This window comes from Rhodococcus sp. NPDC058639 (assembly GCF_042717545.1).
Lineage (GTDB): Bacteria > Actinomycetota > Actinomycetes > Mycobacteriales > Mycobacteriaceae > Rhodococcus.
The window spans coordinates 309,067-325,640 of record NZ_JBHXRF010000001.1; the positions used below are offsets into that span (position 1 = coordinate 309,067).

Here is a 16,574-nt window from a genome sequence, read left to right on the forward strand (position 1 = left end):
GGTGGCGCGTGCCACAGTAGTGGCCGGTGTCGGTTACCTCCGCGTTACCGGCGATATTTTCCGACCTCGAATGGGGAGATAGTTGATGAATCTCAACACGAAGGCGATGCGTAGAGCCGCGATCGCCGCGACGGCGGCCACCGCGCTCGTCCTCGCAGGTTGCTCGTCCGACGACAACGCCGGCAGCGACGACGACAGCAGTGCTGCACCGGCAGGCGGCCGCGGCCCGATCACGATCGTCGAGGGTCAGGACCCCCTGAACACGGCGCTCGAAAGCATCATCGCCGACTGGAATGCCGATCATCCGGACGAGCAGGTGACGTTCAAGCCGCTCGCGACCGAGGCCAACGACCAGTACGACGACATCGCCCAGCGCATGCAGGCGCGCAGCGACGAGTACGACCTCATCGCCGTCGACGTCACCAACACCGCGGAGTTCGCGGCCAACGGATGGCTGCGCCCCCTCGAGGGCGACTTCGCGATCGACACCGAGGGCCTGCTGCCCGCGACGGTCGAATCGGGCACCTACAACGGCACCCTGTACGCCGCTCCCAAGAACACGAACGGTGCGTTCCTCTACTACCGCACCGATCTCGTCGACCAGGCGCCCGCCACGTGGGACGACCTCAAGGCCGAGTGCCCGAAGGCCGAAGAAGCCGGCATCGCGTGCTACATCGGACAGTTCAAGAACTACGAGGGCCTGACGGTCAACGTCACCGAGATCGTCAACGGCTTCGGTGGCTCCTTCGTCGGAGAAGACGGTCTCGCACCGGCGATCGACGAGCAGACCGCCGAAGGCCTGCAGTTCATCGTCGACGCGTTCGAGGACAACATCATCCCGGCTGCGGCGCAAACCTACACCGAGGGCGAGTCGCAGACCGCGTTCGGCAACGGTGAGGCGATGTTCCTGCGCACGTGGCCCGGCTTCTACACCGACGGTGAGAGCTCCTCGATCGCCGGCAAGTACGGCATCGCCGTCCTCCCGGGTGTCGACGGACCGGGCGCGTCCACGCTCGGTGGTTACAACGTCGGCATCAGCGCATTCAGCGATGCGCCGGAGACCGCGCGTGACTTCCTCGAGTTCATGCAGACGCGCCAGTCGCAGCTGTACTACGCCGAAGCCGGTGGCGCTCCCGTCCTCGCCGAGGTCTACGACGATGCAGCGATCATCGAGCAGTACCCGTACTTCACCACGCTGAAGGAAGTTCTCGAGGCTGCCAAGCCGCGTCCGGCGTCGCCGTACTACTCGGCCGTGTCGAAGGCGATCTCGGACAACTCCTACGCCGCGATCCGCGGTGAGAAGACCGTGCAGCAGGCGCTGGACGACACCCAGGCCGGCATCGCAACCGCCGGCAACTGATGCTCTAGGAGCAGTACATGGCAGAACCGCAGGTCGGTATTCCCGCGGATCCGCCACACGACACCGCGGTCGGGACCACATCAGGTTCCGACCGCGGGCATGTCGGTGGGCGGCATCGTGTGCCCAACGCGCCGATACCCGTGGTGAAGAAGCGACGCACGATCCCGATCTGGATGTTCGTCGCTCCGTCGATGATCGTCCTGGCCGTCATCATCCTGTATCCGCTCGGACGAGCGGTGTGGATGTCGGTACACGGTGACGCGAAGACCCTCGATCCCGAGACCGGTCGATTCGTCACCGGCGGCTTCGTGGGGATCGACAACTACACGCGCTGGATCACCCAGACCTGCGGGACTGCCACCGGCACGATCCCGTGTCCCCCGGGGACGCTCGGCTCCCAGTTCTGGCAGTCGATCTTCAATACGTTCTTCTTCACGGTCGTCACCGTCTCGCTCGAGACCGTCGTCGGTTTCGCGATGGCGCTGGTGATGGCCAAGTCGTTCCGCGGCCGCGGCCTGCTGCGCGCGTCGGTCCTGGTGCCGTGGGCGATTCCCACGGCCGTCACCGCCAAGCTGTGGTTCTTCATCTTCGCCAACGACGGTATCGCCAACAAACTGCTCGGCACCGACATCATGTGGACGGCCGATCCGTGGCCTGCCCGTTTCGCCATCATCGTCGCCGACGTCTGGAAGACCGCGCCGTTCATGGCGCTGCTCATCCTCGCGGGTCTGCAGATGATCCCGTCGGATGTGTACGAGGCGGCGAAGGTCGACGGAGCCAATGCGTGGCAACGATTCACGCAGATCACGTTGCCGCTGGTCAAGCCGGCATTGATGGTGGCGATCCTGTTCCGCACCATGGACGCGCTGCGTATGTACGACCTGCCGGCGATCATGATGGGCTCCAATCCCGCGACATCGACGATCTCGGTGCTCGTCGTGGATCAGATGCGGCAGGGTGCGAACTCGGCCTCGGCGCTGTCGACGATCACATTCCTCATCATCTTCGCGTGCGCATTCGTCCTTGTCCGGTTCCTGGGGGCCAACGCCGTCGATACCCAGGAGAAACAGCGGAAGGGAGAGGTCGCATGACCGCCGCGCGCACGTCCAAGCCCCGGTTGCGCTCGATCGGCACCTACGTCGGGGTCGCGATCATCGTGGTGTGGGGCCTCGCTCCGTGCTACTGGATGGTCGTCACCGCATTGAGGGACCCGCGGGAGACGTTCAGCACCTCCCTGTGGCCGTCGAACCCGACGTTGCAGAACTTCGCGGACGCACTCGACCCCGCCGCCAAGGTCAATTTCTCGCGCGCACTGCTCAACAGCGTGATCATCGCGGGTGCGACCACCGCGATCGCCCTGCTCATCGGCGTGTTCACCGCCTACGCGCTGTCGCGGTTCGACTTCCGTGGCAAGTACTTCGTCACGGGCATCATCCTGGGTGCGTCGATGTTCCCGGTCGTCGCACTCGTCACGCCGCTCTTCCAGTTGTTCACCGACATCGGCTGGATCGGCAGCTATCAGGCTCTGATCATTCCGAACATCTCCTTCGTGCTGCCGCTGACGGTGTACACCCTCACGTCGTTCTTCTCCGAGCTTCCCTGGGAACTCGAAGAGGCCGCCCGGATGGACGGTGCCACCCGCGGACAGGCCTTCCGCCTCGTGATGCTGCCGCTGGCGGCCCCCGCGCTGTTCACCACCGCGATCCTCGCGTTCATCGCCACGGTCAACGAGTTCCTGTTGATGTCGCAGCTCTCGAGCGAACGCACCGCACCGGTTACGGTCGCGATGGCCCGATTCACCGGAACCGACCCGTACGTCACCCCGTACGCGTCGATCATGGCCGGCGGCACACTCGTGATGGTGCCGCTCGTGATCATGGTTCTGCTGTTCCAGCGCCGGATCATCTCGGGTCTGACCGCAGGTGGCGTCAAGTCGTGAAACGTCTTCCGAAACGGCAGCGACTCGAGATGCTCCTGGGCTTTATCACCGTCTTCACCGTGCTGGCGGTGGTCGGCGCGGTGGCCGAGATGCGTTCTCCGGAGCCGGGGATCGTGCCGTCGCTGGTGCTCCTCGGTTTCGCGGTGGCGTGGTGGTTCGTGTTCCGGGCGTGGCGGCGCACCGGCCCCTGATCTGCTCGTAGATCATCTGTGCCGGGCACTTCCGTACCATTCCTAGGCGGGTGCGATTTGCCCTGCCCGCCCGGATTCCGGAGAAAGTGATACGAGTGACTTCCTCGAACAGGCACACAACCGGCAGGAACGGTTCTACAAAGTCCGCCGCGCGCGCAGGTGGGTGGCGGATCGCGCGGTGGGTAGTGCTCGCCGTCGTCGCGCTTCTGGTGATCGTGCCCGCGGGGTTCTTCATGTCGTCGTACACGGCGACGGAGGTTCCGCGTCCGGCCGACCTGAAGACGAACCAGATCGCGCGGATCTATGCCGCCGACGATACGACCGAGATCACGCGGGTCGTGCCGCCCGAAGGGAACCGCGTCGAGATCACCATCGACGAAGTGCCCGTGCACGTCCGCAACGCGGTGCTGTCGGCCGAAGATCGCAACTTCTACACCAACCCGGGTTTCTCGATCACAGGCTTCGCCCGCGCGGCCCGCGACAACGTCATGGGTAAGGAAAGCGCGGGTGGCGGTTCCACGATCACGCAGCAGTACGTCAAGAACGTCCTGGTCGGGGCGGACCGCACCCTCGACCGAAAGATGCGCGAACTCGTCATCTCCACCAAGATGGCCCGCGAATGGTCGAAGGACGAGATCCTCGAGGCCTACCTCAACACGATCTATTTCGGGCGCGGTGCATACGGAATCGCGGCGGCGTCGCAGGCATATTTCGGCAAGCCGGTCGGTGAGCTGTCGGTGTCCGAAGGGGCCGTGCTCGCGGGCGTGATCCAGACCCCGTCGACTCTCGATCCCGAGTACAACCGCCTCGCCGTCGAGGAACGGTGGAACTACGTGCTCGACGGCATGGTCGGTATGGGCGTGCTCGACGAAGGTGAGCGCGCCACACAAGTCTTCCCGGACACCGTGCCGTCGAACTCGCTGGCGCTCGCCAGCCAGGCGACGGGACCGGAGGGACTGATCCGGTCCCACGTACTGCGCGAACTGTCACAGGCCGGGATCAGCGAGCAGGTTCTCAACACCGAGGGCCTGCGCATCACCACGACCATCGACCCCGTCGCGCAGGAGGCTGCCGTCGGCTCCGCGCGCAGCACGCTCGAAGGCGAGAACCCCGACCTCCGCACCGCGGTCGTGTCGATCGACCCCCGTTCGGGTGCCGTACGGGCCTATTACGGCGGCGAGGACGGCGCCGGGTTCGACTACGCGCAGGCACCCCTGCAGACCGGTTCGTCGTTCAAAGTGTTCGGCTTGCTTGCGGCCCTCGACGAGGGGATCGGGCTGAACGCGAAGTTCGACAGCTCACCGCTGAAGATCGGGAACCTCGAGATCGGCAACGTCGAGGGCGAATCGTGCGGGCGGTGCACCATCGCGGAAGCACTCAAGCGGTCGCTCAACACCAGCTTCTACCGGCTCATGATGTCGATGAAGGACGGGCCGCAGAAGATCGCCGACATCGCACACCGGGCGGGAATCCCGAAGACCATTCCCGGCGTCGAAGGCACCACGCTGGGAACGACGAACGGGCCGCCGGAAGGCGGCATCGTGCTCGGCCAGTACGAGTCGCGGGTCATCGACATGGCATCGGCGTACGCGACGCTCGCGGCGTCCGGGACGTACCGTGCGCCGTACTTCGTGCAGAAGGTCGTCACGGCGGACGGTGTAGTACTTCTCGATCGGCCCGCCTCCCCCGCCGAGCAGCGCATCGATCCCGCCGTCGCCGACAATGCCACGCAGGCGATGCTGCCCATCGCGGCACACTCGCGCGGACATGCACTGGCCGGGGGACGCCCCTCGGCGGCGAAGACCGGCACCACGCAGCTCGGTGACACCGGGCTCAACAAGGACGCGTGGATGGTGGGGTACACCCCGTCCCTGTCGACAGCGGTCTGGATCGGAACGCCCGACGCCGGTCCCATCACCAACAGCTGGGGCGGATCGATCTACGGGTCGAGCCTGCCGGCGGACATCTGGAAGGGCACGATGGACGGCGCCCTCGCGGGCACCGAAGTGGAGAGCTTCCCGTGGCCGGAACCGATCGGCGGTCAGGCCGGTGTGCCGGCCGACGCGGGAATCGAGGCGCCCGAGCCGGAAGCCCCCGTCCCCGGGTTCCGGCTTCCGGATTTCTCGAACCTTCCGCCGATCACGATTCCGGCACCGCCGGTTCAGCTGCCCGTCCCCGTCCCGCCGCAGATCGAGGTGTTCCCCGGGGTCACGATCCAGATTCCGGGGCTGTGACCGCGCCGTCCGGTGTGAGGACGGCCGGTAGGAGCGTGCTGACGTAGTCGACCACGGCGTCGATGGAAAGCCCTGGGTCGACGGTGAGCCCCGGCTCGTGCAGCCGGTCGATCGCGAGGGATTCGACCAGCGACCACCATCCCCGCAGCCGCATCCGGGTGAGCGGGCTGTCCGCGCACCCGAGCGCGGAGATCACCCGATCGACGAGGGTGTTCTTCATCGACCCGTGGATTTCGCGGATCTGCGGATCGGATCCGTATCCGCCGTGGAAGAAGGTCTGGTAGTTGTCGCCGTGCCGGTCGATGAACGACACGAACGCATGCAGAATCGCTCGTAGCGGATCGGGGTCACCCGGTGCGGGTACCGCCGCGCGCAGCAGGCGGCGCGAGGCGGATCCGACGATCGCCACGTAGTAGTCCTGTTTCGTCGGGAAATACCGGAACAACAGGCTGCGGGAGATTCCGGCGATGTCGGCGACACGGTCGATGGAGAGTGCATGGATGGGTCGCGTCGCGAGTTCCTGCAAACCGATCGCGACGAGTTGCCGACGTCGTTCCTCGGGTGGCAGCCGTCGGCGTTGACCGACCTCTTGTCGCGGGGTACTCATCCGGTTAGCCTAACTGAGCATTGCTCATTACCGTTCCTACGGAAGGCGCACATGGATTTCGGACAGTCCGACCGCAGCCGCGACTATCTCGAGCGGCTCCGCACGTTCATCGCCGACGAGGTCGCGCCGGTGGAAGCCCGCCTCCACGCCACTCGCGGCGTCGCCCAGGCCCAGCGTCAGGACACTTCCGGCGCAGACGCGTGGGCGGTGAGCGACGAATTCCGCGAACTCCAGCGCGCTGCCCGCGCCAAAGGACTGTGGAATCTCTTCCTTCCCGACGCGGAACTCGGCGCCGGTTTGTCGAACGTCGAATATGCCTCGCTCGCAGAGGAAATGGGGCGATCACCGTTCTACTCCGCGGTGTTCAACTGCGCCGCACCCGATACGGGCAACATGGAGGTGCTGTACCACTACGGCAGCGCAGCCCAGAAGGATCAGTGGCTCCGCCCCCTGCTCGACGGTGAGATTCGCTCCGCGTTCTGCATGACCGAACCCGGCGTCGCCTCGTCCGACGCGACCAACATGGCCGCGACCGCCGTGGTGGAGGGTGACCAGGTGGTGCTCAACGGACGCAAATGGTGGAGCACCGGCATCGGACATCCGGACTGCAAGGTCCTGATCTTCATGGGCCTGACCGATCCCGAAGCTCATAAGTACCAACGGCATTCGATGGTCCTCGTTCCTGTGGACACCCCGGGTGTCACGATCGAACGCATGTTGCCGACCATGGGGTTCTACGACGAGCCCGCAGGGCACGGCGAGGTGTCGTTCACCGATGTGCGGCTGCCGCTCGACGCGATCATCGCCGGTCCCGGCCGGGGATTCGAGATCGCCCAGGGCAGACTCGGACCCGGCCGTATCCACCACTGCATGCGTCTCGTCGGCCTCGCCGAGCGCACTCTCGAACTCGCGTGCCGTCGCGGCCTCGAGCGCACCGCGTTCGGCAAACCCCTCATCGACCTCGGGGGTAATCGCGAGCGCGTCGCCGACGCCCGTATCGCGATCAATCAGCTGCGGCTGCTCGTCCTCCACGCGGCATGGCTGCTCGATACGCAAGGTCTCGCCGGTGCCCGGTCGGCAGTCTCGGAGATCAAGGTCGCGGCGCCTCGCGTGACGCAGCAGATCGTCGATTTCGCAATACAGATCCACGGTGGCGCAGGGCTATCCGATGATTTCCCCCTCGCCGGTGCCTGGACGGCGGCGCGGTCGTTGCGTCTCGCCGACGGGCCCGACGAGGTCCATCAGGGACTGATCGCGCGTGGCGAACTCGGTAAGTACAAGCAGGACGGGGTGCGGCAGAAGTGACGGTTCTTCCCGACAACGCGCGCGATGTTCGTGAAGAGGATGCGTTCGACGTCGCCGCGGTGGCGTCGTGGCTCTCCGAACATGCCGGCATCGACGGCGTTCCCGCTGTCCACCAGTTCGCGGGTGGCGCATCGAATCTCACCTATCTGCTGCGGTACCCGGACCGTGATCTAGTCCTACGGCGACCGCCGGTGGGCGCGAAACCGTCCTCGGGCCACGACATGGTGCGCGAATACCGCATCCAGTCGCTGCTCGCACCTGTCTACCCGTGCGTCCCGGCGATGATCGGCCTGTGCACCGACCACAGCGTTCTCGGCAGTGATTTTTACGTCATGGAGCGCGTACCCGGAACGGTCCTGCGCGCGAATCCGCCGTCGGACCTCGCACTCACGCCCGAACAGACCCGCGACCTCTGCTTGCGGATCGTCGATCTGCTCGTCGAATTGCACAGCGTCGACCCGGTCGCGACCGGACTGGACGAATTCAGCCGCGGCACCGGATATGTCGCCCGCCAGGTGGCCGGGTGGTCGTCACGGTACGAGAAGGCCCGCACCGACAATGTTCCCGACTTCGACCGGGTGCGGACATGGCTCGATCGAGCACAACCCGCCGACGTGGCGCAAACGGTCGTCCACGGTGACTTCCGCCTCGACAACGTCGTGCTCGACGAGAACGATCCGTGCACACCGCTGGCCGTTCTCGACTGGGAACTGGCCACCGTCGGCGACCCGCTGATGGATCTCGGTTCTTCCCTGGCCTATTGGGTGCAAGCCGACGACGATCCGATGCTGCTCGCGACCAAGCGACAACCCTCCGACCTTCCCGGGATGCTCACCCGGCAGGAGATCGTCGACTACTACTCCGAGAAAACCGGATTGCCGGTGGACAATTGGGGTTTCTACGAGGTATTCGGCCTGTTCCGGCTCGCCGTCATCGCGCAGCAGATCTATTACCGCTACCACCACGGCCAGACCACCAACCCGGCGTTCAAGGATTTCTGGGTCATCGTCGGCTATCTCGATACGCGCTGCAACGCGCTGATCGACCGAATCGAAAGCGAAGTGCGATGAGCCGACCGGAACGCCGCAACATCCTGATCACCGGTGCCAGTTCCGGCCTCGGTGCCGGGATGGCGCGCGAGTTCGCGGCGAGAGGACGGAATCTCGCCCTCGCTGCGCGACGCGTCGACCGGCTCGAGGCACTGCGTGCCGAGTTGCTCACCGAACACCCGCACATCACGGTGACGCTGCGTGCTCTCGACGTCGACCGGCACGAGGACGTCTTCACCGTCTTCCGTGAGTTCGACGAGGAACTCGGGGGTATCGACCGGGTGATCGTCAACGCGGGTCTCGGCAAGGGACAACCGTTGGGGACGGGCTATTTTCGTGCGAACGCGCAGACGGCCAACACGAACTTCCTCGGTGCCCTCGCCCAGAGCGAGGCCGCGCTCGAACTCATGCGGCCACGCAATGCGGGGCACATCGCGCTCATCTCCTCGATGAGCGCTCTACGCGGAATGCCGAGGAACATGACCACGTATGCGGCCTCGAAGGCCGCGGTGGCGTCGCTCGGCGAGGGGATGCGGGCGGACCTGGCGGACACCGGAATCGGTGTGAGCACGATCTACCCCGGCTTCATCCGGTCGGAGATAAACGAGAAGGTCGAGAACGTGCCGTTCATCGTCGACACGGAAACGGGATGTCGCGCACTGGCGGCGGCGATCGAGAGAGAGCCTGCCCGCGCCTACGTGCCTGCGTGGCCCTGGGTTCCGCTGGGCTTCGCGATGAAGGTGCTGCCGTTGTCGGTGGTCCGCCGGATGGTGTGACGCTCCTCCGGCCCCGAAAAGCAGAATGTCACATTCGGGCAGTGGTAGTACTGCCCGAATGTGACATCCGGTAGAGCGTGCGAATCAGGCGTCGGCGCCGATGATGAAGGCCTCGAGCTCGGTACGAGCCTTGTCGTCGGCCATCTGGACCGGCGGCGACTTCATCAGGTACGCGGAAGCCGGAAGGATCGGTCCGCCGATGCCGCGGTCCTTGGCGATCTTCGCCGCACGGATGGCGTCGATGATGATGCCGGCGGAGTTCGGCGAGTCCCAGACCTCGAGCTTGTACTCGAGGTTGAGCGGAGCGTCACCGAAGGCGCGGCCTTCGAGGCGCACGTACGCCCACTTGCGGTCGTCGAGCCACTGCACGTAGTCGGACGGACCGATGTGCACGTCGCGGTCGTGGACCTTGCCGGCGAGCGGACCGGTGAGGTTCGACGTGACGGCCTGGGTCTTGGAGACCTTCTTGGACTCGAGACGCTCACGTTCGAGCATGTTCTTGAAGTCCATGTTGCCGCCGACGTTGAGCTGGTACGTGCGGTCGAGCACGACGCCGCGATCCTCGAACAGCTTCGCCATCACGCGGTGGGTGATGGTGGCACCGACCTGCGACTTGATGTCGTCGCCGACGATGGGGACACCCGCGTCGGTGAACTTCTTCGCCCATACGGGGTCGGACGCGATGAACACGGGCAGCGCGTTGACGAACGCCACACCGGCGTCGATGCAGCACTGTGCGTAGAACTTGTCGGCCTGTTCCGAGCCCACCGGCAGGTAGGACACGAGGACGTCGACCTCGGCGTCCTTCAGAACCTTCACGACATCGACGGGCTCGGCCTCCGAGATCTCGATGGTCTCGGCGTAGTACTTGCCGATGCCGTCGAGAGTGTGGCCGCGCTGCACGGTCACACCGGTCGGCGGTACGTCGGCGATCTTCATGGTGTTGTTCTCGCTCGCGAGGATCGCCTCGGACAGGTCGAATCCGACCTTCTTGGCGTCCACATCGAATGCGGCGACGAACTGGACGTCGCGCACGTGGTACGAGCCGAACTCCACGTGCATCAGGCCGGGGACGGAAGCGGTGGCGTCCGCGTCCTTGTAGTACTCGACGCCCTGGACCAGGGACGAGGCACAGTTCCCCACGCCCACAATGGCCACGCGCACCGCGGTGCTGTTCTCACCCATGGTCGGGTTCTCCTTCTTTGTTGCGTGCTGCTGTCGACTGCTCGGCGGCGATCAGTTCGTTGAGCCACCGCACTTCGCGTTCGCTCGATTCGAGGCCGAGCTGATGGAGTTGACGGGTGTAGCGGTCCAAGGTGCCGCCGGCCCGTCCGATCGCGTCGCGGAGCGCTTCCCTGCGCTCCTCGACTTGGCGGCGCCTGCCTTCGAGAATTCGCATCCGCGCCTCGGCGGGGGTGCGACTGAAGAAAGCGAGGTGCACACCGAATCCGTCATCGGTGTAGTTCTGGGGTCCCGTGTCGGCGACCAGTTCGGTGAAGCGTTCACGCCCCGCCGGAGTGAGCCGATACACGCGCCGGGCGCGTCGCTTGACGGTCCCGGGAACTCCCGAATCCTCTTCGATGCGCCCGTCCGCCTGCATGCGTCGCAGAGTCGGATAGAGAGACCCGTAGGAAAAGGCACGGAACGGCCCGAGGAGCCCGGTGAGGCGTTTACGCAGCTCGTACCCGTGCATAGGCGACTCGAGGAGGAGACCGAGAATAGCCAGTTCCAGCACGAGTCACCTCCTTGTCCGAGTGAACCAACCGATGGATACGACACAAAACTATATCGCGCCGATATAAACGACGATACGCCTTGGTGAAATCGTCCGGAACGTCCGTCCCAGGTGGAAGCGGTTCCCGGACGGCGTTCGGTTGTTGCGGACACCTCCGGCGGGGCGAAGATTGCCGCGCGTCACAGGGTTGCTGATACCACTCCGCCCCCACCTGTCGCCCCGGCGCACGTACTCTGGGGTCCGTGCGAATTCAGCGGCAGGTGGTGGACTACGCGTTGCAGCGTCGGTCGCTGCTTGCCGAGGTCTACTCGGGGCGGCGCGGTGTGGCCGAAGTCTGCGACGCCGGCCCCTACCTGTTACGGGCGGCAAAGTTCCACGGCAAGGGCAGCGACGTCACCTGCCCGATCTGCCGCAAGGAGCAGGTGACCCTCGTCTCGTGGGTCTTCGGGGAAAAGCTCGGCCCGGTGTCCGGGTCGGCCCGAACGCCCGAAGAGCTGACCCGCCTGGCCGCCAGCCAGGAGGAATTCTCGGTCCATGTGGTCGAGGTATGTCGCACGTGTAGTTGGAATCACCTGGTGCAGTCGTACGTCCTGGGGTCGCAACCGGCCCCGAAACGCCCCCGTCGCCGGACGACGGGGCAGGACCGTCGCACCGCGAGCGAGTGAACGGGCGCCGGACGACGTGAGCGAACGCTGCCCGATGAAGTTCCTTCCCGCATACCGCCCGCACGAACGAATCCTCGCGTGCCCGTCTTCGGACGGGCATTCGAAGATGCGGCGTCACGCGTCGCGCAAACAGTTGGAGATGAGTACGTGAGTTCCCCCGACAACGAACCCGAGGGCAACAGGTCCAATCCGCCTCACCGGGACAACCCGGCAGGTCCGCCGCCGCAGCAGCGACCGGCGCCGCAAGGGGGACCCGCCCAGGGACGACCGTTGCCGCCTCAGCCGCGCCCCCAGGGCCGGCCCGGCCGGCCTCAGCCGCCGCAGTTCGGCGGCCGTCCGCCGTACCCTCCCCAGCCGTTCCCACAGGGCCGGCCGCAGCAGCCTCCGCAGGGACAGCCGTATCCCCCGCGCCGGGGTCCCGCGCCGTCCAACCCGAACGCCCAGAACCCGAACGCCCAGAACCCGAACGCCCAGAACCCGAACGCCCAGAACCCGAACGCGCTGCCGCCTCGGGGACCGGGCGCAGGTCCGGTGCCGCCGGGAGCGAATCCTCCGCAGCGCACCCAGCAGTTCCCGCCGGCTCCCGGCAACAACACTCCCCAGGGACGTGGACCGCAGCGGCCGCCGCAGGGTCCCGACGCGGCACGCGGTCCCCACGCCGGTCCGTCCGACCCGGGCGCGGCCACCCGCCGCGTGGCGTCCCCTGCCGGTCCGCCGTCTCGTTCTCCGCAGGACTCCCGGCCGACGACCGCTGTCGCGGGCGGTCCGCCCGGAACGCCGCCGCCCGCCCGTCGCGGCAAGGGCGGTGGCGGTCGTGGTGGCGACGGAAGCGGCGGCGGCAAGAACACCCGCTGGCGCACCATCCGTCGCATCGGTTACGGCGTCGTGGCCGCGGGCATCCTCATCCCCCTGCTCGCCTTCATGCTGGCGTACGTGGCGCAGGACGTGCCGCGTCCGGGTGAGCTCGTCACCAACCAGGCTGCGACGATCTACAACTCCGACGGGACCGGCGTCATCACCAAGGTGATCCCGCCGGAAGGCAACCGCCACGAGGTCGAACTCGACCAGATCCCGGTCCACGTCCGGAACGCCGTGCTCGCCGCGGAAGATCGTGACTTCTACTCCAACCCGGGATTCTCGGCGACCGGTTTCGCGCGGGCCGCGCGCGACAACATCCTCGGCCGCGAGAGCGCCGGTGGTGGTTCGACCATCACGCAGCAGTACGTCAAGACTGCTCTGGTCGGCAACGAGCGCAGCCTGACCCGCAAGATGAAGGAACTCGTTCTTTCGGTCAAGATGGCGAATCAGTGGTCGAAGGACGACATCCTCGCGGCCTACCTCAACACCATCTACTACGGTCGCGGCGCCTACGGCATCTCCGCCGCCTCGAACGCGTACTTCGGCAAGCCGGTCAACGAACTGACCGTCGAGGAAGGTGCGGTCCTCGCGTCGTCCATTCAGCTGCCGTCGCTGCTCGACCCCGAGCAGAATCCCGAGGGCGCCAAGTCGCGCTGGACCTACGTGCTCGACGGCATGGTGGCCGCCGGCACGCTCAACTCCACCGACCGCGCAGGCATGGAGTACCCCGCGTACGTGCCGCTGGCGGAACTCGACAACGGCGACCAGTCCTCGGGTCCCGAAGGTTTGATCAAGAACCAGGTCCTGCGGGAACTGGCATCCGAGGGAATCGACGAGACCCTGCTCAACACCGCGGGACTCGAGATCACCACGACGATCGATGCGAAGGCACAAGCCTCGACACTCGACGCCGTGCGATCCAACCTCGAAGGCGAACCGGAGGAATTGCGCACGGCCGTCGTCTCGGTCGATCCGCGGTCCGGTGCGGTGCGTGCCTATTACGGCGGTGAGAGCGGTATCGGTTACGACTTCGCCAACGCGGGCCTGCAAACGGGTTCGTCGTTCAAGGTGTTCGGTCTCGCCGCGAACCTCGAGCAGGGTGTGCCGCTGTCGAAGACCTACGACAGCGGTCCGCTGACCGTCAACGGCATCAAGATCGGCAACGTCGAAGGCCAGTCGTGTGGTGAGTGCACCATCGCGGAGGCGCTCAAGCGGTCGCTGAACACGAGTTTCTACCGGATGATGCTCGAGATGGACGACGGCCCGCAGGCGATCGCCGACATGGCGCACAAGCTGGGCATCCCCAAGGAGGTTCCGGGTATCGGTGAGACACTCACCGAGCCGAACGGAGCCGGCCCCAACTACGGCATCGTGCTGGGCCAGTACCAGTCCCGCGTGCTCGACATGGCATCCGCCTACGCGACCCTCGCAGCCTCCGGCCGTTACCACGAGCCGTACTTCGTGCAGAAGGTCGTCACGTCCGAGGGCGAGGTCCTGCTGGACCGCGGCAGCCCGGTCGGCGAGCAGGTGGTCGACGAGGTCGTCGCCGACAACACCACTGCCGCGATGATGCCGATCGCGGCCCACTCCAACGGGCACGCGCTCGCCGGGAGCCGCCCGTCCGCATCCAAGACCGGTACCGCGCAGCTCGGCGATACCGGGTCGAACAAGGACGCATGGATGGTCGGTTACACGCCGTCGCTGTCGACCGCCGTGTGGATGGGAACCGAGGAAGGTCTCCCGCTCGAGAACAGCTGGGGCGGGATGATCTACGGTTCGGGGCTTCCGTCGGACATCTGGAAGGACACGATGGACGGTGCTCTCGAGGGCACCGAGGTGGAGTCGTTCCCGAAGCCCGGAGCGATCTCGGGTGTCGCGGGTGTGCCCTCGTGGACGGCGTCGGAAACGGCGAAGCCCACCACGACCGCGCCCGAGACCACTCGCACCATTCCGACCATCCCGGAGATCCCGGAGATCACCACCCAGAACGTGGAGATCTTCCCGGGCGTCACGATTCCTGTACCGGGAGTCGCGCCGCAGACCACACGCCCGACCGTCCCCTCACGTCCGGGTTCCGGCGTCGAACAGGAAGAGGATGATTCCGGCGGAAACGTCGAGGACGACGCTCCTTCCGAGCCGACGACGCAGAACCGGGTACCGGGACAGAACGGGGCGGGACAAAACGGGCAAGCGGTTCCCGGCGCGCAGGCACAACAGCCCGAACTCGCGCCCGCACGGTAAAAAAGTCGCGTGACGGTCGAAGGGGAGCGCAAGAACCGGGAACCGGTGTCTCCGGTCCCACTCGCCGAGGACCGCCGATCGGTGGATTGGCGCGATACCCCGGGTCGCACAGACCCGATGGTGTCGCGCCTGACCACAGTGATCGGCGGTCCGGTGGGCCGGCACGCCATGATCGGCCGGACCCGCTTCTTCACCCCCGTGCGCGCGATGCTTCTGCTCGCCGTGGTGTTCCTCGCGTTCGGCTGGTTCACGAAAGCCGCGTGCATCCAGCAAGCGCCGATGGGCCCGGACGGCGCGCCGGGTCTCGACTGGAGCAACAACCGCCAGTACGTGGCGATGTGTTACTCCGACATCGTTCCCCTGTACGGCGCGGAGCGCCTCAGTGAAGGTGCCTTCCCGTACAAGACGTCCTGGGAGGAACCGGGTCCCGACGGGCAGATGCAGACCCGGTACATGGAGTACCCGGTCGTCGCGGGCATGTACCAGTACGCGTCCATGCGCATCGCGAAGGCGTGGGATGCGACGCCGTGGCTCCCCGGTGGTCTCCAGGTCGCGATCTACTTCAACGTCGTCGCGTGGGGGCTGGCGCTGGCGTGGCTGGCAACCGTCTGGGCGACCGCCATGTCTGCGGGGCGACGGGTGTGGGACGCCGCGCTGGTCGCGGCCTCGCCTCTCGTCATCGTTCACGCCTTCACCAACTTCGACGCGCTCACCACCGCGTTCGCCGCCGGCGGACTGCTCGCCTGGGCGCGGCGCCGGCCCGTCCTCGCAGGTGTGCTGCTCGGCCTCGGGGCCGCGACGAAGTTGTATCCCCTGCTGCTGCTCGGCCCGTTGTTCGTGCTGTGTCTGCGTACCGGGAAGCTTCGGCCGTTCGCGAAAACCGCCGGGGCGACGGCGGCCACGTGGCTGGTGGTGAACCTGCCGATCATGCTGCTGTATCCGGCGGGCTGGGCCGAGTTCTTCCGTTTGAACTCCGATCGGGGCGCCGATCCCGATTCGATCTACAACGTGCTGCGTTCGTTCGTCGGCTGGCCGAACTGGGCACCGTCCACCCTCAACTTCGTCTCGCTGGTGCTGTTCGCCGCAGCATGCGCCGGTATCGGACTGGTGGCGCTCACCGCCCCGCGCCGCCCGCGCCTCGCTCAACTGTGTTTTCTGGTCGTTGCCGCGTTCCTGCTCACCAACAAGGTGTGGAGTCCGCAGTACTCGCTCTGGCTCGTCCCTCTCGCGGTGCTCGCCATCCCCCAGCGCCGTGCGCTACTAGCCTGGATGACCGTCGACGCGCTGGTGTGGGTACCGCGCATGTACTACTACCTCGGTCCCGCGGAGAAGGGGCTTCCGGAACAGTGGTTCACCGCAACGGTGTTCCTCCGCGATGTCGCTGTGGTCGCGCTGTGCGCCGCGGTGCTGTGGCAGATTCGGCGGCCCGTCGGCGATCCGGTGCGATACGGATTCATCGACGACCCGGTGGGAGGCGTCCTCGACCAGGCACCCGACAAGCCGCCCTCCTGGCTCCCCGACCGATTGCGGCCGTCCCACCAACGTGTGGGAAAGCCGAAATCATCCAAATGGACTACGTCGCCGGTCGCCTCCGGGTCCTAGGGTCGGAGGGGA

Annotated in this window: 14 protein-coding genes; 11 read left to right on the forward strand and 3 right to left on the reverse strand. The window is 66.3% G+C overall.

Going from position 1 to position 16,574, the window contains the following annotated elements; translation table 11 throughout:
• Positions 1–85: 85 nt before the first annotated feature.
• The 5 genes from ACFWU2_RS01405 to ACFWU2_RS01425 all read left to right on the forward strand — a co-directional run bounded on the left by ACFWU2_RS01405 (position 86) and on the right by ACFWU2_RS01425 (position 5,724).
• Entirely contained in the window at positions 86–1,360 is a 1,275-nt protein-coding gene (locus tag ACFWU2_RS01405) for an ABC transporter substrate-binding protein (RefSeq protein WP_378599160.1), read from the forward strand.
• Positions 1,361–1,377: 17 nt separating this feature from the next.
• Positions 1,378–2,451, forward strand: coding sequence for a carbohydrate ABC transporter permease (locus tag ACFWU2_RS01410; RefSeq protein WP_378599163.1), 1,074 nt, complete (start codon positions 1,378–1,380; stop codon positions 2,449–2,451).
• Positions 2,448–3,299 (forward strand): carbohydrate ABC transporter permease, encoded by an 852-nt coding sequence (locus ACFWU2_RS01415; protein ID WP_378599166.1) that lies wholly within the window; start codon positions 2,448–2,450, stop codon positions 3,297–3,299. The genes ACFWU2_RS01410 and ACFWU2_RS01415 overlap by 4 nt, the downstream gene beginning before the upstream one ends.
• On the forward strand, positions 3,296–3,490 hold the full coding sequence (locus ACFWU2_RS01420) for a hypothetical protein (protein WP_378599169.1): 195 nt from the start codon (positions 3,296–3,298) through the stop codon (positions 3,488–3,490). The genes ACFWU2_RS01415 and ACFWU2_RS01420 overlap by 4 nt, the downstream gene beginning before the upstream one ends.
• 86 nt (positions 3,491–3,576) lie before the next feature.
• Positions 3,577–5,724 (forward strand): transglycosylase domain-containing protein, encoded by a 2,148-nt coding sequence (locus tag ACFWU2_RS01425; protein ID WP_378600200.1) that lies wholly within the window; start codon positions 3,577–3,579, stop codon positions 5,722–5,724.
• Here the strand turns inward: ACFWU2_RS01425 and ACFWU2_RS01430 are convergent.
• The gene (locus ACFWU2_RS01430; RefSeq protein WP_378599172.1) at positions 5,699–6,331 is read right to left on the reverse strand and encodes a TetR/AcrR family transcriptional regulator; all 633 of its coding nucleotides are present in this window, start codon (positions 6,329–6,331) and stop codon (positions 5,699–5,701) included. The genes ACFWU2_RS01425 and ACFWU2_RS01430 overlap by 26 nt on opposite strands.
• Before the next feature lie 51 nt (positions 6,332–6,382).
• Between ACFWU2_RS01430 and ACFWU2_RS01435 the strand changes: the two genes are divergently transcribed.
• From ACFWU2_RS01435 to ACFWU2_RS01445, 3 genes are read left to right on the forward strand one after another with little or no spacing between them, the layout of a single operon-like run.
• A complete protein-coding gene (locus tag ACFWU2_RS01435) occupies positions 6,383–7,636 on the forward strand; it encodes an acyl-CoA dehydrogenase family protein (protein WP_378599175.1) in 1,254 nt (417 codons plus the stop codon).
• Complete coding sequence (locus tag ACFWU2_RS01440; RefSeq protein WP_378599179.1) at positions 7,633–8,706, forward strand: phosphotransferase family protein; 1,074 nt, start codon at positions 7,633–7,635, stop codon at positions 8,704–8,706. The genes ACFWU2_RS01435 and ACFWU2_RS01440 overlap by 4 nt, the downstream gene beginning before the upstream one ends.
• A complete protein-coding gene (locus tag ACFWU2_RS01445; RefSeq protein WP_378599182.1) occupies positions 8,703–9,461 on the forward strand; it encodes an SDR family oxidoreductase in 759 nt (252 codons plus the stop codon). The genes ACFWU2_RS01440 and ACFWU2_RS01445 overlap by 4 nt, the downstream gene beginning before the upstream one ends.
• A gap of 84 nt (positions 9,462–9,545) precedes the next feature.
• Here the strand turns inward: ACFWU2_RS01445 and ACFWU2_RS01450 are convergent, their stop codons facing one another.
• Positions 9,546–10,646, reverse strand: coding sequence for an inositol-3-phosphate synthase (locus ACFWU2_RS01450; RefSeq protein ID WP_378599185.1), 1,101 nt, complete (start codon positions 10,644–10,646; stop codon positions 9,546–9,548).
• Entirely contained in the window at positions 10,639–11,196 is a 558-nt protein-coding gene (locus tag ACFWU2_RS01455) for a PadR family transcriptional regulator (protein WP_378599188.1), read from the reverse strand. Before ACFWU2_RS01455 ends, ACFWU2_RS01450 begins: the two co-directional genes overlap by 8 nt.
• Before the next feature lie 242 nt (positions 11,197–11,438).
• Here ACFWU2_RS01455 and ACFWU2_RS01460 point away from each other — a divergent pair, with 242 nt between their 5' ends.
• The 3 genes from ACFWU2_RS01460 (at position 11,439) to ACFWU2_RS01470 (ending at position 16,562) form a co-directional block, all read left to right on the forward strand.
• Positions 11,439–11,861 (forward strand): DUF5318 domain-containing protein, encoded by a 423-nt coding sequence (locus tag ACFWU2_RS01460; protein WP_169620962.1) that lies wholly within the window; start codon positions 11,439–11,441, stop codon positions 11,859–11,861.
• Between the two features lie 861 nt (positions 11,862–12,722).
• Entirely contained in the window at positions 12,723–14,960 is a 2,238-nt protein-coding gene (locus ACFWU2_RS01465) for a transglycosylase domain-containing protein (RefSeq protein WP_378600203.1), read from the forward strand.
• Positions 14,961–14,969: 9 nt separating this feature from the next.
• Positions 14,970–16,562: a glycosyltransferase family 87 protein gene (locus tag ACFWU2_RS01470; protein ID WP_378599191.1), complete on the forward strand. Its 1,593-nt coding sequence runs from the start codon at positions 14,970–14,972 to the stop codon at positions 16,560–16,562.
• Positions 16,563–16,574: the final 12 nt, after the last annotated feature.

What these genes read in the sequence shown, in the direction of transcription:
- ACFWU2_RS01430 (WP_378599172.1), bottom strand. Translation starts at nt 6,331, where the DNA reads ATGAGTACCCCGCGACAAGAGGTCGGTCAACGCCGACGGCTGCCACCC.
- ACFWU2_RS01445 (WP_378599182.1), top strand. Translation starts at nt 8,703, where the DNA reads ATGAGCCGACCGGAACGCCGCAACATCCTGATCACCGGTGCCAGTTCC.
- ACFWU2_RS01415 (WP_378599166.1), top strand. Translation starts at nt 2,448, where the DNA reads ATGACCGCCGCGCGCACGTCCAAGCCCCGGTTGCGCTCGATCGGCACC.
- ACFWU2_RS01410 (WP_378599163.1), top strand. Translation starts at nt 1,378, where the DNA reads ATGGCAGAACCGCAGGTCGGTATTCCCGCGGATCCGCCACACGACACC.
- ACFWU2_RS01405 (WP_378599160.1), top strand. Translation starts at nt 86, where the DNA reads ATGAATCTCAACACGAAGGCGATGCGTAGAGCCGCGATCGCCGCGACG.
- ACFWU2_RS01435 (WP_378599175.1), top strand. Translation starts at nt 6,383, where the DNA reads ATGGATTTCGGACAGTCCGACCGCAGCCGCGACTATCTCGAGCGGCTC.
- ACFWU2_RS01450 (WP_378599185.1), bottom strand. Translation starts at nt 10,646, where the DNA reads ATGGGTGAGAACAGCACCGCGGTGCGCGTGGCCATTGTGGGCGTGGGG.